Raw genomic sequence first — 22,155 nt, 5'->3', positions numbered from 1 at the left:
GGGGAAAGGTCGGGCAGGGGGATGCCCCCCTGCCCGGTGGGGCGTCAGTAGACGTCCTTTTGGGTATTGAAGACGTTGAACTTGCCGGTCGGCGTGATCAGGCGTTCGTCCTTGATCACCTTCTTCAGCTCAAGCGTCTTGTCGTCCACCACCACGATGGCCGACACCTTGTCCTTGGCGTTCCAGACCGAGAACCAGACCTCGGTGCCCTGCTTGTTGAACTCGGGCTGCACCACGCGGGGCTGACCCTCGGGGATACCGGCCCATTCGCCGATCGGCAGGGTGGTATATTCGGGGTCTTCCCCTTCCTTCATGTCGGCGATCTTGAACACCGCAACCGAGGCCGAAATCTCGGGGTCGGGGTTCAGCGTCGCGTCGACATAGAGGTTTTCCGAATTCGGGTGCGTCTTGATGAACAGCGACCCGCCGCCCAGGGCATAGAAGGTATCGACGATCTTCCACGCGTTGTCGGCGTGACCCTCGGGGTCGGTGCCGATCAGCGCGACGCTTTCGTCGCCCAGGTGCGAGGTGGCCCAGACCGGCCCCAGGTCGGGGTGGACAAAGTTCGCGCCGCGGCCCGGGTGCGGGGTCAGCCCCTCGGTATCGGTGATGGCGACAAGCTTGCCTTCCTTGGTGTCGATCACCACCAGCTTGTTACGCGCGTTCGCCGCGGTGATGAAATACCGGTGCGTGCTGTCGAGCCCGCCATCGTGAAGGAAGCGTTCGGCCTCGATCTCGGTGGTTTTCAGGTTCTTCAGGTCGGTATAGTCGACCAGCAGGATCTTGCCCGTCTCCTTGACGTTGACGATGAATTCCGGCCGGTAGTGGCTCGACAGGATCGCCGCGACGCGCGGTTCGGGGTGATAGGTCTGTTCGTCGTAGATGTTGCCGCGGGTCGACACGATCTTGAGCGGCTCCAGCGTGTCGCCGTCCATGATCACGTATTGCGGCGGCCAGTAGGCCCCGGCGATGGCGAACTTGTCTTCCCAGCCCTCCATTTTCGAGGTTTCGACCGAACGCGCCTCCATCCCGATCTTGATTTCCGCGACGGTGGCCGGTTTTTCCATCCACAGGTCGATCATGTTGACCTTGGCGTCGCGCCCGATCACCAGCAGGTAGCGGCCCGAGGCCGAGATGCGGCTGATATGCACGGCATAGCCGGTCTTGATGATCTCGCGGATCTCGTAGGTGTTGCCGTCGATCAGCGCGATCTCGCCCGAGTCGCGCAGCGTCACCGACATCAGGTTCTCGATGTCGATATCGTTCATCTTCTCGGTCGGCCGGTCCTCGGGCGCGACCAGGACCTTCCAGCTGGCCTGCATGTCGGGCATCCCGAATTCGGGCGGCGCCGGCGGTTCCAGCAGCAGGTAGCGCGTCATCAGGTCGACGTCTTCCTCGGTCAGGTCGCCCGAGGTGCCCCAGTTCGGCATCCCTGCGGGCGAGCCGTAGGTGATGAAGCTGTGCAGGTACTCATACCCGTTCTCGCGGGTGATGTCGGTGGTCAGCGCCTTGCCGGTCGCCCCCTTGCGCAGCACGCCGTGGCAGCCCGCGCAGCGTTCGAAATAGATCGTGGTGCCGCGCTGGAACTCCTCCTGCGTCATCACCGGGTCGCCCTCCTTGCGGCCGGGGATTTCCACCTGGATCTGGCCGAGCGTGGTCATCGACGGCTCGTAGGCCGCGGCGGGGCCGTCGGCGTGATCCTTTGGCTTTTCCTGGGCCAGTGCGGGCGAGACGGCAAGCGCAAGCGCCATGGCCGCGCCCGACAACAGCGCCTTTCTGGCCTGGGTGAATTGGGTGGTCATTTCATTTCTCCGTTCGGCTGGTGAGGCTGAACAAATGATGCGCCGGGCGCCCCGGCAACTCCTTGACTTTCGTTAAGGTGGCGGCGGGCCGGGTCCGGCAGGGTCCGCGCGACATGCCAGCGAGACGGGGGAAACCGGCGATGGTCCTGAGAATTGTCTGGATGGTTTTCTGCCTGTGGGCCGTGCAGGCGGCGGCGCAGGAGGAGGGGCCCACGCCCGCGATGGCCGCGCGCCTGCTGGACCATGACGGCGCGGTGACGCTGACCCGGATCGGGGACGGTGTGCCCGGCTGGATCGCGCGCGGCGACGGGCGCGTGCTGGGGCATCTGGGGTCGACATCGGAAATCGCCGGGTCCGTGGGCTATTCCGGCCGCCCGCTCGACGTTCTGGTGGCGGTCGATCCGCAGGGCGTGATTTCCGGGGCCGAGCTGGTTCGCCATAACGAGCCGGTGCTGACGCTGGGCATTTCCGATCAGGATATCGCCGCCTATGTCGGCAGCTTCGCGGGCTACGACCTGACCCGCCCGCCGCAGGACAGCGCGGCGGACCTGCCCGACGTGATCAGCCGTGCCACGGTGTCCACCGGGGTGATCCGCGACGGCATCCTGCGCACCGCGCGCACGCTGGCCATCGGGCGGGGGATCATCGCCGCCTCGGGCGGGATCGACAGGGTGGGGTTCCGGCCGATGACATGGGACGATCTGACCGCCACCGGCGCGCTGGTGCCGCTCTATGTCTCGCTGAACGAGGCGGCGCAGGAACTGGCCGGGGCAAGGGTGCCGCCCGCGCCGGGCGACGGCGCGTTCATCGACATCCGGGCCGGGCTGGTCGATCCGCCCACGGTGGGGCAGAACCTGCTGGGGCAACAGGAATTCACCCGCGCGGTGGGCAACCTGGGGCCGGGCGAAACCATGCTGGCCATCCTGTCGGCGGGGGTGCATTCGCCGCGCGGCACCGAATGGCGGCGCAGCGGCGTGTTCGACCGGCTGCGCATCGTCCAGGGCGACACCGTCCACCAGCCGCGGGCCGGGGATTTCCACCTGGTGAAACGCCTGGCCATCGCGGGGGCGCCGACCTTCCGCGAGATCGGCCTTTACCGGCTGCCCCCGGCCATCGACCCGCTGCGCCCGTTCTCGGTGCAGGTCACCGCCAGCCGCCCGGCCGCCGATGGCGGCGCGGTGACGCTGGGCGCGCAGGCCGATTATACCCTGCCGCAGGCGTTCCGCACCGCGCCCCCGCCCGAGCCCGAGCCACTGTGGCGGCAGGCGTGGCGCGACGACCGCCCCGAAATCGCTGTGGTCGCCGCCCTGCTGGCGGTGCTGGGGCTGGTATTCCTGTTCCAGGAGGCGATCACCCGGCGGCCGAAGCTGTGGCGCTATGGGCGCATCGGATTCCTGTCGGTCACCTTCGTGGTGCTGGGTCTCGGGCTGAACGGGCAGCTCAGCATCGTGCAGGTGGTCGCTTTCCTGCACGCGCTGCTGGAGGGGTTCCGGTGGGAGACCTTCCTGATCGAGCCGGTGATCTTCCTGCTCTGGGGGTTCGTCGCGCTGGGGCTGCTGTTCTGGGGCAGGGGGGTCTATTGCGGCTGGCTGTGCCCCTTCGGCGCGTTGCAGGAGCTGCTGAACGGGCTGGCGGTGAAACTGGGCGTGAAACAGGTTGCCGTGCCGCAGGCCCTGCACGAGCGGCTTTGGATCATCAAGTACACGCTTTTCGTGGCCATCGTCGCGCTGTCCTTCTATTCGATGCGCGACGCGCTGATCCTGGCCGAGGCCGAGCCGTTCAAGACGGCGATTTCCATGCGGATGCTGCGGGCCTGGCCGTTCGTCCTGTTCGTCCTCGTGCTGCTGGCGGCGGGGCTGTTCATCGAACGCTTCTATTGCCGTTACCTTTGCCCTCTGGGGGCGGGGCTGGCGATTCCGGCCAAGCTCAAGATCTTCGACTGGCTGCACCGCCGCCCGCAATGCGGCCGCGAATGCCGGCTGTGCGAAACGAAATGCACCGTGGGCGCCATCGATTCGGTGGGGCGGATCAACCCCAACGAATGCGTGCTGTGCCTGCGCTGCCAGGTCATCATGAGCGACGGCACGCAATGCCCGGTACTGAAACGCCGCGCACGGGCGGGCGGGTGACGGGGGATCGGGGTATTTGTCGCACGAAGCGATACTGGAAGGGCACACCCAGCCCGGAACGGCCGCGCAGCGGCCCGGGCATCGCACGGCCGCCCCCCGGCCGGGCGATTGGCTGCCGTAAGTGCCACGGTCTGAGGGAGGAGGTGGCGGCACGATAAACTGCCACTCACAGCCGTCGGATCGCCCGACCGCGGCCGTGCGCTGCCCTTCGGTTGCGGCCTACCCGAACGGCAGAGAATTCCCGCGACTCTGCCCTCGTCGGTTAAACCTGATGATTCTGGTAAGTTGACTTTCGTTAAGGCATCCGCACGGCACCGGCGTCATTCTGAGTCTGCAAACGCAACGGAGACCGCAATGACACCCCTGCATCGCCTGTTTACCGCCGGGTTCCGCGTGTTCTTTCTGGCCGCGGGCCTGTTCGCCGTCTTCACCATGATCGTGTGGGAGGGCTGGCTCGCCGTGCACGCCCTTGGCGGCATGGTCAACGACATGCCTTTCGCGCAGGCGCCGCATCTGTGGCATGCGCATGAGATGATATTCGGCTACGGGGCGGCCGCGGTCGCGGGCTTCCTGATGACCGCCGCGCCGAACTGGACCGGCGGGCCGTCGGCGCCGGTGCCGTTCTTCGCCGGGGCGGCGGCGCTGTGGCTGGCGGGGCGGATGGGCATCTGGTGGTCGGCCAGCCTGCCCGACCTGCTGGTGGCGGTTCTGGACCTGGCCTTCCTGCCGCTGGTCGCCGGGCGGCTTCTGGGGATGCTGTGGAAACGGCCGAAGCCGCAACAGATGATCCTGCTGGCGGTGATCGCGGTGTTCTGGGCGGGCAACCTGTCGGTGCACCTGGAATGGGCCGGGCTGACTGCGGGCGGCGCGAACGAGGGGCTGCGCACCGGGCTGCTGTCGCTGGCGGCGCTGATCGCGGTGCTGGGCGGGCGGGTGACGCCCGCCTTTACCCGCAACGCGATGATCCGCGAGGGGCGCGAAACCGGCCTGCCGCGCGACCCCCGCCCGCTGGCGATACCCGCCATTGCCGCGGCGATGCTGGTGCCGCTGGCCATGCTGGCACGCCTGCCCGAGCCCGTCATCGCCGTGCCCGCGCTGCTGGCCGGGGCGGCGGCGCTGGGGCGGCTTGCGTTCTGGCGTGGCGGCTGGTGCCTGCGCCAGCCGATCCTGTGGACGCTGCACCTGTCCTACGCCATGTCGGCGCTGGGCCTGATCCTTATGGGCCTGGCCTGGCTCGGCCTCGGGTCCGAGGTGGCGGCGCTGCACGTGCTGGGCATCGGCGGTGTCGGCGGCATGACGCTGTCGGTGATGTCGCGCGCCGCACTGGGCCATTCAGGGCGTGCGCTGGTCGCGCCCGAGGGCGTGGCGCTGGCCTATGGGCTGGTGCCGCTGGCCGCCGCGCTGCGCTTTGCCGGTTCGGCCTGGCCCGCGTTCTACTATCCCGCGGTACTGGGGTCGGGGGCGCTGTGGCTGCTGGCCTTCACGTTGTTCACCGTGTCGCTCTGGCCGGTGTTCTGGGGGCCGCGCCTGACCGCCCAAAGGGGGGCGGCATGAGCCTGGGCCGCCGCCGCTTCCTGACCGTCACGGCCGCCGCGCTGGCCGCCGGCCCCGCGCTGGCCGCGCCCGGCCTGCAGCACTGGCAGGGCCGGGCGCTGGGGGCCGATCTGCGCCTGTCGGTGGCGGGGCTGGCGCCGGATGCCGCCCGCGCGCTGTGGCGCGACGTGGCGCGTGCGCTGGACGGGATCGAACGTCGGTTTTCGCTGTACCGCCGGTCCGAGGTGACGCGGTTGAACGCCACGGGCCTGCTGGCCCGCCCCTCGCGGGATTTCGCGGCGCTGGTCGCGCTGTGCGACCGTGTACATGACGCCACCGACGGGGCGTTCGACCCCACGGTGCAGGGCGTGTTCGAGGCGCAGGCCGGGGGGCGCGACCCGGCGGCGGCGCGCGCCGCGGCGGGCTGGGGGCGGCTGATGCGCCGCGATGGCGGGCTGCGGCTGCCGCCCGGCGCGGCGCTGACCTTCAACGGCATCGCCCAGGGCTGGGCCGCCGACCGGATCGCGGCGCTGATGCGGGCGCGCGGGCTGCAGGACGTGCTGATCGACATGGGCGAGATCGCGGCGCTTGGCCGGCATCCCGAGGGGCGCGACTGGCGCGCGGCCATCGCCGGCCCGGCGGGGCAGCGGCTGGCGGATATCACGCTGCGCGACCGGGCGCTGGCCACCTCCTCGCCCATGGCCACGCGGATCGGGCCGGACGGGCTGCCGCATATCCTGCATCCCGACGGGCGCGCGCCGCGCTGGTCCACCGTGGCGGTCTCGGCCCGCTCGGCAGCGCTGGCCGATGCGCTGTCCACCGCGTTTTGCCTGATGGATCGCGCCGCCATCGACACCGCCCTTGCCGCCTTTCCGCAGGCCCGGATCGAGGCCGCCGCGATTTAGCGGCCGCCCGATTGACTTTCGTTAAGGATCGACTCGCGCCGCTGCGGAAATGTGGGCGCATCGAAAACTGCCAAGGGAAGGATCAGCGCCATGCGCGAAGTCATGACCAAGAGCATGGCCCGAAACATCTTTTACGGCGGGTCGCTCTTTTTCATCCTAATATTCGTGGGCCTGTCGGTCCATTCGCACCGCTACATCGTCGAGGTGTCGACGGACAAGGCCACGCTGACCGACAGTGTCGCCGCGGGCAAGCATATCTGGGAAAAACACGCCTGCATCAACTGCCACACGCTACTGGGCGAAGGCGCCTATTTCGCCCCGGAACTGGCCAATGTCATGACCCGCTGGGGCGTACAGGACGACCCCGAGGCCGCCTTCGACGTGCTCAAGGGCTGGATGGAGTCCATGCCCACCGGCATTCCCGGCCGCCGCCAGATGCCGAATTTCAACCTGACCGACGAGGAATACCGCGAACTGGCGGATTTCCTGCTGTGGACCAACACGATCCGCGCGCAGGACTGGCCGCCGAACGACGCGGGCTGAGGAGACGAGACAATGAAGTATCAAACGCAGAAAATCGCCTATGCGTATTTCCTGGTGGCGATGATCCTGTTCGCCGTGCAGGTCAGCATGGGCCTGATCCTGGGCTGGATCTATGTCAGCCCGAACTTCCTGTCCGAGATCCTGCCCTTCAATGTCGGGCGGATGCTGCATACCAACAGCCTTATCGTCTGGTTGCTGCTCGGCTTTTTCGGGGCGGCCTATTACCTCGTGCCCGAGGAGGCCGAGCGCGAGATACATTCGCCCAAGCTCGCCTATCTGCAACTGCTGATCCTGATCGTGGGCACGGCGGGGGTCGTGGTGACCTATCTCTTCAACCTGTTCGACGGGAATTTCCTGCTGGGCAACGAGGGGCGCGAGTTCATCGAGCAGCCGCGATGGGTCAAGGTGGGCATCGTCGTCGCCGCGCTGATCTTTCTCTACAACGTCACCATGACGGTTCTGGCCGGCAAGAAGACGGCGATCACCAATATCCTGCTGCTCGGCCTGTGGCTGCTGTCGCTGCTGTTCCTCTTCGCCTTCTACAACCCCGCCAACCTGGCGCTGGACAAGCAGTACTGGTGGTTCATCGTCCACCTGTGGGTCGAGGCCACGTGGGAACTGGTGATGGCGTCGATCCTGGCCTTCCTGATGCTGAAGCTGACCGGCGTCGACCGCGAGGTGATCGAGAAATGGCTGTATGTCATCGTCGCCACGGCGCTGTTCTCGGGCATCCTGGGGACCGGGCACCATTATTACTGGATCGGGATGCCGGGCTACTGGCAGTGGATCGGCTCGATCTTCTCGACGCTCGAGGTGGTTCCGTTCTTCGGCATGATGGCCTTTGCCTTCGTGATGGTCTGGAAGGGGCGGCGCGACCACCCCAACAAGGCCGCGCTGCTGTGGGCGCTGGGCTGTGCCACGCTGGCGTTCTTCGGCGCGGGCGTCTGGGGCTTCCTGCACACGCTGCACGGGGTGAACTATTATACCCACGGCACGCAGATCACCGCGGCGCACGGTCACCTGGCGTTCTTCGGGGCCTATGTGGCGCTGAACCTGGCGATCATCACCTATGCCTTCCCGATCCTGAAAGGGCGCGATCCCTATAACCAGGTGCTCAACATGGCCTCGTTCTGGCTGATGGCGGGTGGCATGGTGTTCATGACCTTCACGCTGACCTTCGCCGGCACGGTGCAGACCCACCTGCAACGGGTGAACGGCGAGTTCTACATGGACGTGCAGGACCAGCTCTGGGTCTTCTACGTGATGCGGTTCGGGTCTGGTGTGGCCGTGGTGCTGGGCGCGTTGCTGTTCATCTACGCCGTCCTGGCCCCGCGGCGCGAGGTGATCGAGCCCGGCCCCGTCATCACCACGGCAGCGGAGTGATGACGATGGACGGTTCCCTGACCATGAAGGGGGCGGCAGATGCCCCCTTCTACCTTGCCCAGGGCGACGAATGCGACGTGTTCGCCGCCGCCGCCCGCAACGGCCTGCCGGTGCTGCTGAAAGGCCCCACCGGATGCGGCAAGACCCGTTTCGTGGCCCATATGGCCGCGCAGCTTGGCCGGCCGCTTTATACCGTGGCCTGCCATGACGACCTGTCGGCGGCCGACCTGATCGGGCGCTACCTGCTGAAGGGCGGCGAAACCGTCTGGGTCGACGGGCCGCTGACCCGCGCGGTGCGCGAGGGCGCGATCTGCTATCTCGACGAGGTGGTCGAGGCGCGCAAGGACGTGACGGTGGTGCTGCACCCGCTGACCGACGACCGCCGCATCCTGCCGATCGACCGCACCGGCGAAGAGATCGAGGCGCATCCCGATTTCCTGCTCGTGGCGTCCTACAACCCGGGCTACCAGAACATCCTGAAGACCCTGAAACCCTCGACGCGCCAGCGGTTCATCGCGCTGGAGTTCGATTTCCCGCGCGCCGCGCATGAAATCCCCGTCGTGGCCCGCGAATCCGGCCTGTCCGAGGATCGTGTCGCGCCGCTGGTGCGGCTGGCGGGCAAGCTGCGCGGGCTGAAGGGGCAGGACCTGGAAGAGGGGGTCTCGACCCGCCTTGTCGTCTATGCCGCGACGCTGATCCGCCAGGGGATGCCGGTCGAGCGCGCGGTGCAGACCGCGATGATCGAGCCGCTGACCGACGATCCCGATGTGAAATCCGGGCTCCGCGATCTTGTGACAGCCGTTTTCGGGTGAGGCCGGTGAAACACGAGATCGAAATCGAGCCATGGGAGCCCGAAGAAACCATCGGGAAACTGTGGCACGCCTTTGCCAGTCGCCTGGACGACCCCGTCGTCCATGAAGGAGCCCGCGTCGACCTGACCCAGGTCGGCGGGCGGCTGGCAGTTCTGTTCCGCGCCCTCGGCGGCGACCCGGCCGTCGAGATCAAGCCGGTGCCCGTGGAAACCAGCCGTCACCGCCTGTCCCTGCGGCGGCGGCTGGGGACCTGGGCCGACGAGCTGCCGCGCGCCAGTTTCGACGGCACCGCCCTGCGCCTGCCCGCCAGCCTGGCGGTGTTTCCCGCGGCGGAAGCCAATGCCGCGCTTTATGTCTGGCTGGCTGCCGCCACGGCGGCCGCCACGCCCCCCGATACCCTTCCCGACGATCCGTTGCAGGCCGATCTTGCCAGCCTTGCCGCTGCGCGCCGCACCGTGCGCGCCGCGCTGACCGAAGCACCGGGATTTCGCGGCCTTTACGCCGATCTGTGCGGCGCCACGCTGACCCTGCGCCGGACCGCCGGCCTGCCCGCGACCGAAGCGGCGGTGGAACAGGTGGTGCGTCACATGCTGGCCCATCCCGATGGCGACGAGACCGCCGCCGCGGGCCTGTCGCCCGCCGCGCTGCGGTTCCGGGTGGCGGTGCAGACGGGCGACTGGTCGGCCGTCACGGCGCCGCGCGGCTATCGCCCCTTCCTGCCGGTCGCGCTCTGGCCCGACCTGCGCGCGCCCGTGCGCTCGGACGCTTCGGCGGTGGAAACGCGCGGCACCGACGGCAGCCCCGAACAGGCCGAGGACGGCCCCGCCCGCCGCGCCCGCCGCCGCAAGTCGGAACAGGCCGAGCGCAATGACAGCTTCATCCTGCACAAGTTCGAGGCGCTGTTGAGCTGGGCCGAGTTCGTCAACCTGAACCGCCGGGTCGAGGATGACGACGACGACAGCGCGAAAAAGGCCGCCGACGATCAGGACGAGATCGGGCTGGGCCAGATCAGCAAAGCGCCGGCGACGCGGCTCAAGCTGCATCTCGACCTCGCGCCCGAGGACGTGGACCGCGAAACGCTGTCCGCCACAGTTACCTATCCCGAATGGGATGTCCGCACAGCCAGCTACCTGCCTGCACATACAAGGGTTCTTGCCTCGCAGGTGACGCCAGCCACGGACACGCCCGCCTTTCGGGACGACCCGCGCGCAAGCGCCCGTATCCGCGCCGTCCGGCGCCAGTTCGAGGCCATGCGTCCCGGCCGTATCTCGTCGCCGGGTCACCCGGACGGGGATGAGCTGGATATGGAGCGGTGCGTGCGCGCGCGGGTCGATCTTTCTGCCACCGGCGCGGGGTCCGACCGTATCTGGCGCCAGACCCGCGCGGAGAAACGCGACCTGGCCGTGTCGATCCTGCTGGATGTGTCCCGCTCGACCGAGGCGGCGATCCCCGGTCACGGCCACGGCGGGCGCGCGGTGATCGAGGTCGAGCGCGAGGCGCTGGCCGGTTTCGCCTGGGGGCTGGATGCCTGCGGCGACGATTTCGCGATCAACGCCTTTTCCTCGCTGAAGCGCGACCGGGTCTATGTGCAGTCGGCCAAGCGGTTCGGCGAACCGATGTCGGCGCTGGTCGAGGCGCGCATCGCCGCGCTCAACCCCGGTTTCTACACCCGGCTGGGCGCGGCGATCCGCCATGCCTCGGCCGGTTTGTCCGAGCAGGGGCGGCAAAGGCGCCTGCTGCTGGTGATCACCGACGGCAAGCCCAACGACCTGGACCATTACGAAGGCCGCCACGGCATCGAGGACAGCCGCATGGCGGTGATCGAGGCACGCCGGGCGGGTCACGCGGTGCATGGCATCACCGTCGACCGCGACGGCAAATCGTGGTTCTCGCGTATCTTCGGCCCCGGCGCCTATACGCTGGTGCCCGAACCCGACCGGCTGACGCAGGCGCTGCCGCGTATCTACCGCGACCTGGTGGGCGCGGGATGAGCAGGACGCCGACCGAACCCCCCGCCCGCGGTATCGAGGCGCTGCCGGGCGATCTGATGATGTGGGTGCTGATCGTGTCGGAACTGCTGGTGTTCGGCGCGGGGCTGCTGGCCTTCATGGGCGTGCGCCTGACCGATCCGGCCGGCTTCGCCGAGGCGCAATCGCATCTCGACCGCACCGGCGCGGGGCTGAACACGATGATCCTCGTCACCTCGGGCTGGCTGGCGGCGCGGGCCGTGGCAGCGGCCGAAAGCGCCGATACCGCCCGGACCCGCGCGCTGCTGGCGGGGGCGGCGGCGCTGGGCGTGGCGTTCCTGTGGATCAAATGGCTGGATTACGCCGCCAAGGGTGCGGCGGGGATCACCTTTGAAACCCATCCGTTCTTTACCTTCTACTACCTGCTGACCGGGTTCCACGCGGTGCATGTGGTGGCGGGCATCGTGATCCTCGGGCTGGTCGCCATCCGCCCGCGCGCCCCCACGGTCGAGGTGGGGGCGATGTTCTGGCATATGGTCGATCTGGTCTGGGTTCTGCTGTTTCCCATCATCTACCTGCTGGGGGCGGGGGCATGAGCATCACGCGCGCATGGGCCGTTCTGATGGCGCTGTCGCTGGCCAGCACCGCGATCGCCTGGAGCGGGGCGGGCGGGGTCTGGGCCGCGCTGGCGATCCTGACGCTGGCCTGGGGCAAGGCGCAGGTGATCCTGAACCGCTACCTGCGGCTGTCGCAGGCGCCGGACATATCAAGGGGCGTCGCGCTGGTCCTGGGGCTGTTCATGGCCGGGGTGATGGGGCTTGCCGTGGCGGGCGGTTAGGGTCAGGATCGCGCCATGTGGGGATGGATAGAATTCGCCCTGGCCATGGGGGTGTTCATGGCATCGCACCGGATTCCGGCGGCGCTGGGCGTCAGGGACCGGCTGGTCGCCGCGCTGGGCGCGCGGGGCTATACCGCGCTGTTTTCGCTGGTATCCACCGGGCTGCTGCTCTGGGTGATCTGGGCCGCGGGGCGCGCGCCCTTCGTGCCGATCTGGGACCAGAGCCCGGCGGCGCGCTGGGCGGTCAACATCGTCATGCCGCTGGTCGTGGCGCTGGTGGCCTTCGGCACCGCCGCGCCGAACCCCTTTGCGTTCGAAGGGCGGCGCACCGGGTTCGACCCGGCCCGCCCCGGCATCGCCGGGCTGACGCGGCAGCCGCTGCTCTGGGCGCTGCTGCTTTGGGCGCTGGCGCATCTGTGGGCCAATGGCGATCTGGCCCATGTCATCCTGTTCGGCACCTTCGCCGGGTTTTCCGCGCTGGGGATGCGCATCGTCGAGACGCGCCGCCGCCGCCAGGCCGGCGCGGAGGAATGGGCACGGCTGACCGCGCATACCGGCCTTTTGCCCCTTGCCGCGCTGCTGTCGGGGCGCTGGCGCCCGCGCCGCCCGCCGCCCGTGTGGCGGCTTGCGGCTGCGCTGCTGGGCTGGGCCGCGCTGTGGCACCTGCACGCGCCGGTGATCGGGGTCTGGCCCGGGCCCTGAGCGGCAAGGCTGCAGGGGGGCTTTGCCCCCCGTCGCCTGCGGCGCCTCCCCCCAGGATATTGGCATAGAGAGGAAACCGGGCGCCCCCCGCGGCGGGCGCTATTCCGATATGAAGCGGTTTTGCATCTCGGCCTCCTGCCGGCGCATGAGCTTCCAGGCGGTTTGCATGTGATCGGTCATGATGCGGCGCGCGCCTTGCGCATCGCCGTCGCGCAGCGCCCGGACAAGGGCCTGCTGGTGATCGCGCCCCTGTTGCCACAGCTCGATATTGGGCGGTGAATAGAGCCGGCGATAGACCGTCAGGTCGGACAGCAGGTTCACCATGAAATCGACCACGAAGCCCAGCAGCGGGTTGCCGGCCTGTTCGGCCAGAATGGCGTGAAACCTGAGCGAGGCGACGTGTTGGGCGCGTTCCTCGTGGATATCGCTGGCGGGGCTGGAATATTCGGCGATGTTGTCCTCGAGCATCCGCAGGACATCCGCGGACAGCCTGCCCGCCAGCGACGCGGCCAGTTCCGGCTCGAGCGTGAGGCGAAGCTGGTAGATGTCGCCGATGCTCAGGTCCTTGAAATAGAAATAGTTGCCCAGCAGCGCCTTCGCGCGCTGCCGGCTGACCTCGTGTACGAAGCTGCCGCCGCCCGGCCCGGTGCGGGTCTTGATCAGGCCCTGCGCCTCGAGGATGCGCATGGCTTCGCGGATCGTGCCCTTGGACATGCCGAAGCGGCGGATCAGTTCGGCCTCTCCGGGCAGGCGGTCGCCGGCCTGCAGGCCCTGTTCGACCACCCAGACCTTGATCGCCTCGGCGACCTGGACGGGGCGGCTGTGTTTCGGTTCATCCTTCGAGCGGGTGATGGCAGGCGGCAAGCTGGTCTTCTCCCATCGGTTTCAGGTCCGGGTCCTGCACCCGGCACAGATCGGTTGCGCGCGGGCAGCGGCCGGCAAAGGCGCAGCCCGGCGGCGGATTCAGCGGATCGGGAAGCTCGGTTCCTTTCTGCTCGGGCGCGGTCAGCGGGCGGCCGACCACGGGCGCGCTGTCGGCAAGCAGTTTTGTATAGGGATGGCGGGGGTTTGCAAAGATGCTCTCGGCCTTGCCGATCTCGACCACCGCGCCGAAATACAGCACGACGATCCGGTCGCTGACCGCCTCGACCACGGCAAGGTCGTGGGTGATGAACAGGTAGGTCAGGCCGAACCGCGATTTGAGGTCGGCCAGCAGGTTCAGAACCTGCGCCTGGACCGACACGTCCAGCGCCGAGACGGGTTCGTCCAGGACGATGATCCGCGGGTCTGCCGCAAGAGCGCGGGCGATGCCGATCCGCTGGGCCTGCCCGCCCGAGAATTCATGCGGGTAACGACCGAGGAACTCGTCGCGCAGGTTGACCGAGGCGAAAATCTCGCTGATCCGCCGGTCGCGGTCCGGCCCGGACATCGCGTGAAGGCGTTTCAGCGGCGCCTCCATCACCTGCCGGATGGTCTTGCGCGGGTTGAGGGAACTGTTGGGGTCCTGGAACACGTACTGGATCAGTTTGCCGAAGGCTGCGGGGTCGGCGGTGTCCTGCGCCTTGCCGGCGATCTCGATCGTGCCCTCCGAGGGTTCCAGCAGCCCCACCAGCATCCGCGCCAGCGTGGACTTGCCGCAGCCGGACTCGCCCACCACGCCAAGGGTTTCGCCGGTTTCCACCTGGAACGAGACCGGGCGCACCGCGCGCACGCCGGGGCGGGCGGGACCGAACAGCGGCTTTTTCAGCGGAAAGGTCTTGGCCAGACCGTCGACCTTGAGCGCGGGCATCACACGGCCTCCTCGGGGTAAAGGCAGCGGACGGCGCGGGGCGCGGTGCCGGTCAGGGCGATCTCGCCGCTGCGGCAGCTGTCCTGTGCCTTGTCGCACCGCGGGGCAAAGGCGCAGCCGGGCGGCAGCGCGTCGACCATCGGCGGCAGGCCGGGGATGGCGGCCAGTTCGCGCCGCCCGCCGCCCAGTTCCGGCACGCAGGCGATCAGGCGCCTTGTATAGGGATGCGCCGGGGCGTCCAGCACCGCCGCGGTCGGGCCCTCCTCGACGATGCGCCCGGCATACATGACCGCCACCCGGTCGCAAAGCTGTGCCACCACGCCGAAATCATGGGTGATGAAGACGATGGCCAGCCCGCGTTCGCGGCGCAGGTCGTCCAGCAGCGACAGGATCTGCGCCTGCACGGTCACGTCCAGCGCGGTGGTGGGTTCGTCGGCGATGATCACGTCGGGTTCGTTCGCCAGCGCCATGGCGATGCCGACGCGCTGGCGCATGCCGCCGGACATCTCGTGCGGATAGTCGTTCACCCGGCTTTCCGCGTTGGGAATGCGCACATCCTTCAGCAGCTGGACGGCGCGCCGGTGCGCCTCGGCCCGGGAAATGCCGTGATGCGACCGGATCGCCTCGGCCAGTTGCTGCCCGATGCGGTAGAGCGGGTGCAGCGTCGACAGCGGGTCCTGGAAGATATAGGCCACGCTGTCGCCGCGCTTTTGCCGCAGGGTTTCGTAGGGCGCGCCGATCAGGTCCTGGCCCCGGAAATAGACCGCGCCGCCGGTGATCACGCCGGGGGGCGAGGCGACCAGCCCCATGACGCTGAGCGCGGTGACCGATTTGCCCGATCCGCTTTCGCCGATCACGCCCAGGCATTCGCCCGGTCTGACCGCCAGGCTGACGCCGCCCACCGCGCGGTAGATGTGCCTGCCCACGTGGAACTGTGTTTGCAAATCGCGGATGGCCAGCAGGTCGTCGGTGGGGGCGGGGATGTCGCCCGAACGCCGGACCAGGGTGGTCGCGCGCGGGCGGCTCAGCGCGCCCGAGCGCAGGCGCGGATCGAGCGCGTCGCGCACCCCGTCGCCCAGCAGGTTGATCGACATCACGATCAGGAAGATCATGATGCCCGGCACGATCGAGGTATGCGGATGCGAGATCATCGCCGAGCGCGCCTCGCCCAGCATCGAGCCGAGATCGGCCTGCGGCGGCTGCGAGCCGAGGCCGAGAAAGCTCAGCCCCGCGGTTTCGAGGATCATCCAGCCGACAGTGGTGGACATGGCGATGACGATGACCGGCAGGACATTGGGCAAAAGCTCGGTCAGGATGATCCGTGTGTGCCCCATGCCCGCCAGCCGCGCGGCGTCGATGAATTCGCGGCCCGCAAGGCCCACGGTAATGCCGCGGATATTGCGCGCGAAGAACGGGACGTTGACGGCGGCCACCGCGATCAGCGCGTTCATCAGCCCGGGCCCGAGCGCCGCGACGATGGCCAGCGCCAGCAGGATATAGGGAAACGCCATCAGCATATCGACGAGGCGCATGATGACATTGTCGGTGCGCCCGCCGAAATAGCCCGCGACGATCCCGATGGCCGAGCCGATCGTGGCGGCGATGATCGCAGCGGCGATGCCCACGGCCAGCGACAGCCGGGTGCCGTGCAGCAGGCGGCTGAGCAGGTCGCGGCCCAGGTGATCGGTGCCCAGCGGGTGCCCCGCGGAAAACGGTTTCTGGAACCGGTTGGCGGTGGCGGTGGCGTCGGGGTTCTGCAACGGCAGGACCGGGATGATCAGGACGAGGATCACGATGACCGCCAGCACCACCGCGCCCAGTGCGGCCAGCCGGTTGCGGAACAGGAGCCTGAGAAACGCGCTCATGTCTTGATCCTCGGGTCCAGCAGGCTTTGCGCCACGTCCACCGCTATGTTGAACAGCACGTAGCAGGCGGCGACGAACACCACGCCGCCCTGCACCAGCAACAGGTCGCGCTTGAGGATCGCATCGACCAGCATCCGCCCGACGCCGGGCCATTGAAAAACGATCTCGATATAGACCGCGCCGGACAGCACGAACCCGGCCTGGATGCCCAGCACGGGGATGATCGACACCATGGCGGCGCGCAGGGCATGACCCATGATCACGCGCCGCTCGGGCACGCCCTTGGCGCGGGCGGTGCGGATGAAATCCTGCCGCAGCACCTCGAGCATGGCCGACCGGCTGAGCCGCGCGATCACCCCCGTCGCCACCGCCGCCAGCGCCAGCGCGGGCATGACCAGGTGGTTGAGCAGGTCCGGCAGGTCGCCCCCGCCATAGATGGCGTACATGCCCGAAACCGGCAGCCAGCGCAGGTTCACCGCGAACAGCAGGATCATCATCATGCCCAGGAAGAAGGACGGGACCGAGATGCCGATCAGCACCACGAAGGTGATCGCCTTGTCAGCGAAGCCGTACTGGCGGGCAGCGGAAACCACACCCGCGAGAATACCGAGCACCGAACACAGCACAAACGCCGTGCCCGCCAGTATCAGCGTCGCGTTGAACCGTTCCAGCACCTCGTCGATGACCGGACGGTTGAGCGAGAAGGAGCGGCCGAAATCCCCGGTCAGCATGTTGCCCAGCCAGATGAAATACCGCTGCACCATGGGTTTATCGAGCCCGAGGTCGCGGTTCAGCTTTTCGACGTTCTCGGGCGTCGCGTAAGAGCCGAGGATCGCCGTGGCCGGATCGCCGGGGATGAGCGACATGATCAGGAAAACGATGATCGTGATCCCCAGAAGCACGGGGATGGCCGAGATCAGCCGCTTGAGGATATAGCCGCCCATCGGGCACCTCCGTAACGGAACGGAACACGCCGGTTTCCGGCAGGTCCGGGCGCAGGCCGCGCCCGGACCCCGTGCGCGGTCAGTTCTTGACGACGCCCTGCAGGTGCAACAGGAACGAAGGTTCCAGCCCGAAATTTTCGACCCGGTCGCTGGTCACCGCGTTCTGTTTCCAGTTGGCGACAAAGACCCAGGGCGCATCGTCCTGCACGATCTCCTGCATCTCGCGGTAAAGCCGTGCGCGCTCGTCCTGGTCCGTCGCGCTGCGCGCCGCTTCGAGCAGTTCGTCAACCTTCTCGTTCGCGTAATAGCCCGAGTTGAAACCGCCCTGGTCCGGCCACGCGCCCGACCGCAGCGCCAGGTAGGGCAGGGTGTCGGGATCGTTGGTCATCCACGCCATCTCGGCCATGTCGGCCTTGCCTTCCAGGCCGGGATTCACCTCGCCCAGAAAGGTGTTCCATTCATAGGTTTCGATCCTGACGTCGAAACCCGCCGCTTCCAGATCGGCCTGGATGGCGGTGCCCATCGGGATCGGGTCGAGCATGCCCGAACCGCCCTCGGTCACGAAAAAGGTCAGTTCGGCGCCCTCGGCCCCGGCCTCGGCGATCAGCGCCCGGGCTTTGTCGGGGTCGTAAGGGTAGGGATCGAGCGCGTCGTTATAGGCCCAGGCAAAGGCCGGCGGGGTCGGCCCGGCGGCGACGGTCGCGGTGCCTTCCAGCACGTCGTTCACGATCGCCTCCTTGTTGATCGCGTAATTGGCGGCCTGGCGCACGCGCTTGTCGGCAAAGGGGCCTTCCTTGGCGTTCAGGATCAGGAACCAGACATGCGGCCCGGCCTGTTCGGTGATGGCGAACCCGTCGCCCCCGAACTGGCCCAGCGAGGTGGGCGGCACCTCGACCATGATGTCGATGCCGCCGGCCAGCATCTCGGCGACGCGGGTATTGGCGTCGGTGATGGGGCGGAACACCACCGCATCGGTGCCCGCCGGGTCGCCCCAGTAGGTGTCGTTCCGTTCGATCACCACCGCCTCGTTCGAGCGCCATTCGGCGAATTTGAACGCGCCGGTGCCCGCCGGGTTGCGCCCGAAATCCGCGCCATGCGCCTTGACCGCCTCGGGCGAGACCAGCAGCCCGGTGGGGTAGGCGAGGTTCGACAGGAAAGGCGCGTAGGGTGCGTTCAGCGTGAAGCGGACGGTCATGTCGTCCACGACCTCGGTCGTTTCGACCGCGCCGAAGAAAAAGCTCAGCGGAAAGGGGCCGGTGTCGTGATAGGGGTGGGACTCGTCCAGCATCCGGTCGAAGTTGAACTTCACCGCCTCGGCGTTGAACGGCGTGCCGTCGTGAAAGGTGACCCCCGGACGCAGGGTGAATGTATATTCGGTGCCGTCCTCGCTGATCTCCCAGCCGGTCGCCAGCGCCGGCTCGACCTCGAGCGTGCCGGATTTGTACCGGGTCAGCCCCTCGTAGAGATTTACCAGAATACGAAAATCGTTCATGGCGGTGACCGCCGCCGGGTCCAGCGATTTCGGCTCGGCGATCTGGCCGACGATCAGCACGCCGGGGGGCGTCTGCGCCACGGTCTGCGACGGCAGGGCGGCGATCGTGGCCAGCGCGGCGGCGGCCACGCCCATCAATCCCCTGCGGGTCCATTGGCTGCGTTTCATCTGAAGTCTCCCTGATGGTGGTTGGCAGCAGTTATTGCCCCGGATTTATCATGATCAATTTGCACGGTCAATTTTTCATGATAAATGTGGGGGACGTTGCCGCATATTTGTGCAAAAGAAAGCCATGACCTTTTCGATTCTTGCCCACGATCCCGAAACCGGCGCCATTGGCGGTGCGGCTGCCACCGGCTCTCTGTGCGTCGGGGGCTGGGTGTTGCGCGGGACGCTGGCAGCGGGGATGTCCGCCAGCCAGGGCGCCGCGCCCTCGACCTTCTGGGGCGAGGATGTCCTGACCCGGATGGCCGGGGGCTGCGATGCCGAAACCGCCGTCGCCCGCGTGACCGATGCCGACGGGGGCCGGGCCCACCGGCAGCTTTCGGCGCTGGACCTGAAGGGCGGCACCGGCGCCTTTACCGGGCACAGCAACGACGACGCCAAGGGCAGCCTTGACTTTGCCGGCGGTATCGCCGCGGGCAACATGCTGACCGATACCGGTGTTCTCGACGCGATGGCGGCGCGGTTCACGCGGGAACGCGGCAGCCTCGACCGCCGCCTGCTGGCCGCGCTGGATGCCGCCGCGCAGGCGGGCGGCGATTTCCGCGGGCTTCTTTCGGCGGCGCTGCTGGTGCTGTCGCCGGACCGGCCGCCGCTGACGCTGCGGGTCGATTACCACCCGGACGACCCTCTCGCGGCGCTCGAGGCGCTGCACCACAAGGCGACAACCGGCCCCTATGCCGACTGGACCCGGCAGGTTCCCGTTGCGACGGATCGGGCACGTATCCTGAAGTGACCGGGGCGGGTTGCAGTTTCTCAACAGAAACAGGCCATTACGAACGGACACCCCCGCGAGGGTCTGGAAAAGCGCCGCCGCCGGCGTTATCATGCCGCCCAAATAACAAGAGCAGGTGTCCGGTACGCCCCCGGCAAGGGCCGTGGTTCCGGTAGAAACAGGGCCAGCAGGCGGTAAATGCTCAGACACGGGTACGGGACGCGCAGAAGGACGTGGTATGACGGGTGAGGGCGCGCAGGTCTATTTCCGAACGATCGGCGGTCAGGGTGCGGGCAATCTTTCCATTCTCGATGCCATCCGGCTGCCGGATGGCCGGACGGTCGTCTATTTCCCGAAATCGGTCAGCGACGAGGCGGTGACCGCCGCGCTGCCGGTTGCCGGTGGTGCGACGGAGACATTGCTTGGCGGCGTGGTCGCCACCCTGCCGGATGCGCCCGACGGCGTGACCCCGTCGCTGCCCGAGCCGGAGATACTGGCCGGCGGCAACGTGATCGTCGCAACCCGCAACGGCGAAACCGTGCAGAACGTGATCGACTGGCTGACCTATCACCAGCGGTATTTCCGGCTGGACGGGGCGGTGATCTTTTGCCGGGGGGCGGGCAGCGAGGCCGAGGCTCTGGGCAAGGCCATCGCGCAGCTCGACCTGCCGGTGCGCGTCATCCTTGTCACCTCGGGGCTGCCGCTGGGAAAACCCGGCCTGCCGCCCGAGGCGCATCCCTTCTGCGTCAGCGAGGCGCCGGGCCACGACCGGATGAAGGTGCCCGAGCCCGACCCGTGGACCGCGCCGCTGGGGGAAATGGCAATCTACGAAATCGCGCGGCATCGCTTTCTGGGGCAGGTCCGGGCGGTGGCCAATATCGACCTGTGCGACCTGCTGTTCGAAACGCCCGGCAAGCTGGCCAATGGCCGCCCGTTCGAAACCCCCTTCGACATGGCGGCGGCGCACCCGGGCGAGCTGGTGCAGCTCGAGGGGCGGCATTGCTATCCGTGGCGCGTCCGCAAGGGGGCCGAGCCGCTTTACGCGGATCATGTCTGCGTCCAGTTCGACAAGCCCCGCTATCGCCAGCGATGGTGCCTGGCCCCGGCCCGGCTGGACCCGGACAGCGCGCTGCGCATCCGCCGCGTGCGCAACGCCACGGTTTGCGGTCGGGCCGAATTCTACCGCTTCATGGCGGTCCGCCACCCGGTGCGCAAGGTCAGCCGGATCGTTCCCAAGACCAGCCTGATCGAGCACAAGCCGCTTCTGGCCCTGTCGCGGCAACTGTTCGACCATAAGCCGGTGCGCCCCCCCCAGGTGGATACCAGCACTACCGACAATACCGGTGTGCACACCGCCATCGTCACCACGATGAAGAACGAAGGCCCCTTCATCCTTGAATGGCTGGCCTATCACCAGGCCATCGGGGTGCAGGATTTCCTTGTCTACACCAATGATTGCAACGACGGCACGGACACCATGTTCGACCTGCTGCAATCCAGGGGTATCCTGCAACATCGCCGCAACCCGTTCCGGGAGCTGGGGCTGAAGCCGCAGCACGGTGCCCTGCGTGCCGCCGAGGACGAGCCGCTCATCCGCAACGCCGATTGGGTGATCTGCATGGATGTGGACGAGTTCCTGAACGTCAAGGTGGGCGGCGGCACGCTGGCCGAGCTGTACGAGGCGGTCGGCGACGCCAACCTGATCGCCTGCACCTGGCGGCTGTTCGGCAATGCCGACATTCACCACTTTACCGACGCGCATACCATCGGCATGTTCGACCGCTGCGCCCGGGAATTCACCCCGAAGCCCCACCAGGCATGGGGGTTCAAGACGCTTTATCGCAATACCGGCATCTTCAAGAAACTGGGCGTGCACCGGCCCAAGGGGCTGCGCCCGCAGCTTTGGGAACAGGTGAGATGGGTCAACGGTTCGGGCAAGCCGCTGCCGCGGCGGGAGTTTCGGAACGCCTGGCGGTCGACCGCGACGACCTATGGCTACGACCTCGTGTCGCTGAACCACTACGCGGTGCGCAACGCCGAAAGCTTCCTTGTCAAGCGCGACCGGGGGCGGGTGAACCATGTCGACCGCGATCAGGGGCTGGCCTACTGGTTCCGCATGAACAACAACGCGACCACCGACAGGTCGATCATGAAACGCATCCCGATGATGGAGGAACGGCTTGCGCAGCTCATGTCGGACCCCGAGATCGCCGCGCAGCACCATGCCTGCGTCGCCGCGCACCGCGCCAAAATCGACGCGCTTCTGCAACAGCCCGCCCAGCAGACATTCTACAACGCGCTGACCAGCCCGCGGATGGAAAAGCTGTCGCGGATGCATCACCATTTCGGCTCCAACGTGTTTCTCAGCGGCCCCGACAGCGTGCCCGACGATGTCGTGACGGCGGATCACCCCGAGGATTTCTTTTTCACCGTCGGGCAGGTGGAAGAGGGGCAGCACTAGGCCTGCAAACCCCCTGGCCCTGGGGAACAGGGCCGCTCTGACAGGCATCGCGA

18 protein-coding genes are annotated in these 22,155 nt (G+C 67.8%); 12 read left to right on the top strand and 6 right to left on the bottom strand.

The window, feature by feature from the left end; genetic code table 11:
- Positions 1-44 precede the first annotated feature (44 nt).
- Positions 45-1,802 carry a nitrite reductase gene (locus F3H87_RS11045; RefSeq protein WP_149788692.1) on the bottom strand — a complete coding sequence of 586 codons (1,758 nt, stop codon included), beginning with the start codon at positions 1,800-1,802 and terminating at the stop codon, positions 45-47.
- 140 nt (positions 1,803-1,942) lie between these two features.
- Here F3H87_RS11045 and F3H87_RS11040 point away from each other — a divergent pair, with 140 nt between their 5' ends.
- The 10 genes from F3H87_RS11040 (at position 1,943) to F3H87_RS10995 (ending at position 12,614) form a co-directional block, all read left to right on the top strand.
- Positions 1,943-3,931, top strand: a complete 1,989-nt coding sequence (locus tag F3H87_RS11040) for a NosR/NirI family protein (RefSeq protein ID WP_223228033.1) — start codon at positions 1,943-1,945, stop codon at positions 3,929-3,931.
- A gap of 354 nt (positions 3,932-4,285) precedes the next feature.
- Positions 4,286-5,485, top strand: a complete 1,200-nt coding sequence (locus F3H87_RS11035; protein WP_149788694.1) for an NnrS family protein — start codon at positions 4,286-4,288, stop codon at positions 5,483-5,485.
- Positions 5,482-6,369, top strand: a complete 888-nt coding sequence (locus tag F3H87_RS11030; RefSeq protein ID WP_223228032.1) for an FAD:protein FMN transferase — start codon at positions 5,482-5,484, stop codon at positions 6,367-6,369. The genes F3H87_RS11035 and F3H87_RS11030 overlap by 4 nt, the downstream gene beginning before the upstream one ends.
- Positions 6,370-6,459: 90 nt before the next feature.
- Positions 6,460-6,912, top strand: a complete 453-nt coding sequence (locus F3H87_RS11025) for a c-type cytochrome (protein ID WP_149788695.1) — start codon at positions 6,460-6,462, stop codon at positions 6,910-6,912.
- Positions 6,913-6,924: 12 nt separating this feature from the next.
- Positions 6,925-8,295, top strand: coding sequence for a cbb3-type cytochrome c oxidase subunit I (locus tag F3H87_RS11020; protein WP_149788696.1), 1,371 nt, complete (start codon positions 6,925-6,927; stop codon positions 8,293-8,295).
- Between the two features lie 5 nt (positions 8,296-8,300).
- Positions 8,301-9,107, top strand: a complete 807-nt coding sequence (locus F3H87_RS11015; RefSeq protein WP_394852169.1) for a CbbQ/NirQ/NorQ/GpvN family protein — start codon at positions 8,301-8,303, stop codon at positions 9,105-9,107.
- A 5-nt stretch (positions 9,108-9,112) separates the two neighbouring features.
- Positions 9,113-11,098: a nitric oxide reductase activation protein NorD gene (locus F3H87_RS11010; protein WP_223228031.1), complete on the top strand. Its 1,986-nt coding sequence runs from the start codon at positions 9,113-9,115 to the stop codon at positions 11,096-11,098.
- Complete coding sequence (locus F3H87_RS11005; RefSeq protein ID WP_223228030.1) at positions 11,095-11,670, top strand: cytochrome c oxidase subunit 3; 576 nt, start codon at positions 11,095-11,097, stop codon at positions 11,668-11,670. Before F3H87_RS11010 ends, F3H87_RS11005 begins: the two co-directional genes overlap by 4 nt.
- Positions 11,667-11,912, top strand: coding sequence for a cytochrome C oxidase subunit IV family protein (locus F3H87_RS11000; RefSeq protein ID WP_149788698.1), 246 nt, complete (start codon positions 11,667-11,669; stop codon positions 11,910-11,912). The genes F3H87_RS11005 and F3H87_RS11000 overlap by 4 nt, the downstream gene beginning before the upstream one ends.
- Before the next feature lie 15 nt (positions 11,913-11,927).
- Entirely contained in the window at positions 11,928-12,614 is a 687-nt protein-coding gene (locus F3H87_RS10995; RefSeq protein ID WP_149788699.1) for an NnrU family protein, read from the top strand.
- Positions 12,615-12,713: 99 nt separating this feature from the next.
- Here F3H87_RS10995 and F3H87_RS10990 read toward each other — a convergent pair whose 3' ends face one another.
- The 5 genes from F3H87_RS10990 to F3H87_RS10970 all read right to left on the bottom strand — a co-directional run bounded on the left by F3H87_RS10990 (position 12,714) and on the right by F3H87_RS10970 (position 18,872).
- On the bottom strand, positions 12,714-13,478 hold the full coding sequence (locus F3H87_RS10990; protein WP_223228029.1) for a FadR/GntR family transcriptional regulator: 765 nt from the start codon (positions 13,476-13,478) through the stop codon (positions 12,714-12,716).
- A complete protein-coding gene (locus F3H87_RS10985) occupies positions 13,447-14,403 on the bottom strand; it encodes an ABC transporter ATP-binding protein (RefSeq protein WP_394852170.1) in 957 nt (318 codons plus the stop codon). Before F3H87_RS10985 ends, F3H87_RS10990 begins: the two co-directional genes overlap by 32 nt.
- On the bottom strand, positions 14,403-16,268 hold the full coding sequence (locus tag F3H87_RS10980; protein ID WP_149788701.1) for a dipeptide/oligopeptide/nickel ABC transporter permease/ATP-binding protein: 1,866 nt from the start codon (positions 16,266-16,268) through the stop codon (positions 14,403-14,405). The genes F3H87_RS10985 and F3H87_RS10980 overlap by 1 nt, the downstream gene beginning before the upstream one ends.
- Positions 16,265-17,212 carry an ABC transporter permease gene (locus F3H87_RS10975; protein ID WP_149788702.1) on the bottom strand — a complete coding sequence of 316 codons (948 nt, stop codon included), beginning with the start codon at positions 17,210-17,212 and terminating at the stop codon, positions 16,265-16,267. Before F3H87_RS10975 ends, F3H87_RS10980 begins: the two co-directional genes overlap by 4 nt.
- Positions 17,213-17,291: 79 nt before the next feature.
- On the bottom strand, positions 17,292-18,872 hold the full coding sequence (locus F3H87_RS10970; RefSeq protein ID WP_149788703.1) for an ABC transporter substrate-binding protein: 1,581 nt from the start codon (positions 18,870-18,872) through the stop codon (positions 17,292-17,294).
- A 124-nt stretch (positions 18,873-18,996) separates the two neighbouring features.
- Here F3H87_RS10970 and F3H87_RS10965 point away from each other — a divergent pair, with 124 nt between their 5' ends.
- Positions 18,997-19,662: a DUF1028 domain-containing protein gene (locus F3H87_RS10965; protein WP_149788704.1), complete on the top strand. Its 666-nt coding sequence runs from the start codon at positions 18,997-18,999 to the stop codon at positions 19,660-19,662.
- Positions 19,663-19,879: 217 nt separating this feature from the next.
- Complete coding sequence (locus F3H87_RS10960; RefSeq protein ID WP_149788705.1) at positions 19,880-22,102, top strand: glycosyltransferase family 2 protein; 2,223 nt, start codon at positions 19,880-19,882, stop codon at positions 22,100-22,102.
- Positions 22,103-22,155: the final 53 nt, after the last annotated feature.

The organism is Lutimaribacter pacificus, from assembly GCF_900142185.1.
Classification (GTDB): Bacteria; Pseudomonadota; Alphaproteobacteria; order Rhodobacterales; family Rhodobacteraceae; genus Lutimaribacter; species Lutimaribacter pacificus.
This window is presented reverse-complemented; position numbering and strand designations above follow the sequence as displayed.

Bases quoted from the DNA above. Each gene is read 5' to 3' on its own strand.
- F3H87_RS11035 (WP_149788694.1), top strand. From the start codon at position 4,286: ATGACACCCCTGCATCGCCTGTTTACCGCCGGGTTCCGCGTGTTCTTT.
- F3H87_RS11045 (WP_149788692.1), bottom strand. From the start codon at position 1,802: ATGACCACCCAATTCACCCAGGCCAGAAAGGCGCTGTTGTCGGGCGCG.
- F3H87_RS10965 (WP_149788704.1), top strand. From the start codon at position 18,997: ATGACCTTTTCGATTCTTGCCCACGATCCCGAAACCGGCGCCATTGGC.
- F3H87_RS10980 (WP_149788701.1), bottom strand. From the start codon at position 16,268: ATGAGCGCGTTTCTCAGGCTCCTGTTCCGCAACCGGCTGGCCGCACTG.
- F3H87_RS11000 (WP_149788698.1), top strand. From the start codon at position 11,667: ATGAGCATCACGCGCGCATGGGCCGTTCTGATGGCGCTGTCGCTGGCC.
- F3H87_RS11025 (WP_149788695.1), top strand. From the start codon at position 6,460: ATGCGCGAAGTCATGACCAAGAGCATGGCCCGAAACATCTTTTACGGC.
- F3H87_RS10970 (WP_149788703.1), bottom strand. From the start codon at position 18,872: ATGAAACGCAGCCAATGGACCCGCAGGGGATTGATGGGCGTGGCCGCC.
- F3H87_RS11015 (WP_394852169.1), top strand. From the start codon at position 8,301: ATGGACGGTTCCCTGACCATGAAGGGGGCGGCAGATGCCCCCTTCTAC.
- F3H87_RS11030 (WP_223228032.1), top strand. From the start codon at position 5,482: ATGAGCCTGGGCCGCCGCCGCTTCCTGACCGTCACGGCCGCCGCGCTG.
- F3H87_RS11040 (WP_223228033.1), top strand. From the start codon at position 1,943: ATGGTCCTGAGAATTGTCTGGATGGTTTTCTGCCTGTGGGCCGTGCAG.
- F3H87_RS10960 (WP_149788705.1), top strand. From the start codon at position 19,880: ATGACGGGTGAGGGCGCGCAGGTCTATTTCCGAACGATCGGCGGTCAG.
- F3H87_RS11005 (WP_223228030.1), top strand. From the start codon at position 11,095: ATGAGCAGGACGCCGACCGAACCCCCCGCCCGCGGTATCGAGGCGCTG.
- F3H87_RS11020 (WP_149788696.1), top strand. From the start codon at position 6,925: ATGAAGTATCAAACGCAGAAAATCGCCTATGCGTATTTCCTGGTGGCG.
- F3H87_RS10975 (WP_149788702.1), bottom strand. From the start codon at position 17,212: ATGGGCGGCTATATCCTCAAGCGGCTGATCTCGGCCATCCCCGTGCTT.
- F3H87_RS10995 (WP_149788699.1), top strand. From the start codon at position 11,928: ATGTGGGGATGGATAGAATTCGCCCTGGCCATGGGGGTGTTCATGGCA.
- F3H87_RS10985 (WP_394852170.1), bottom strand. From the start codon at position 14,403: ATGCCCGCGCTCAAGGTCGACGGTCTGGCCAAGACCTTTCCGCTGAAA.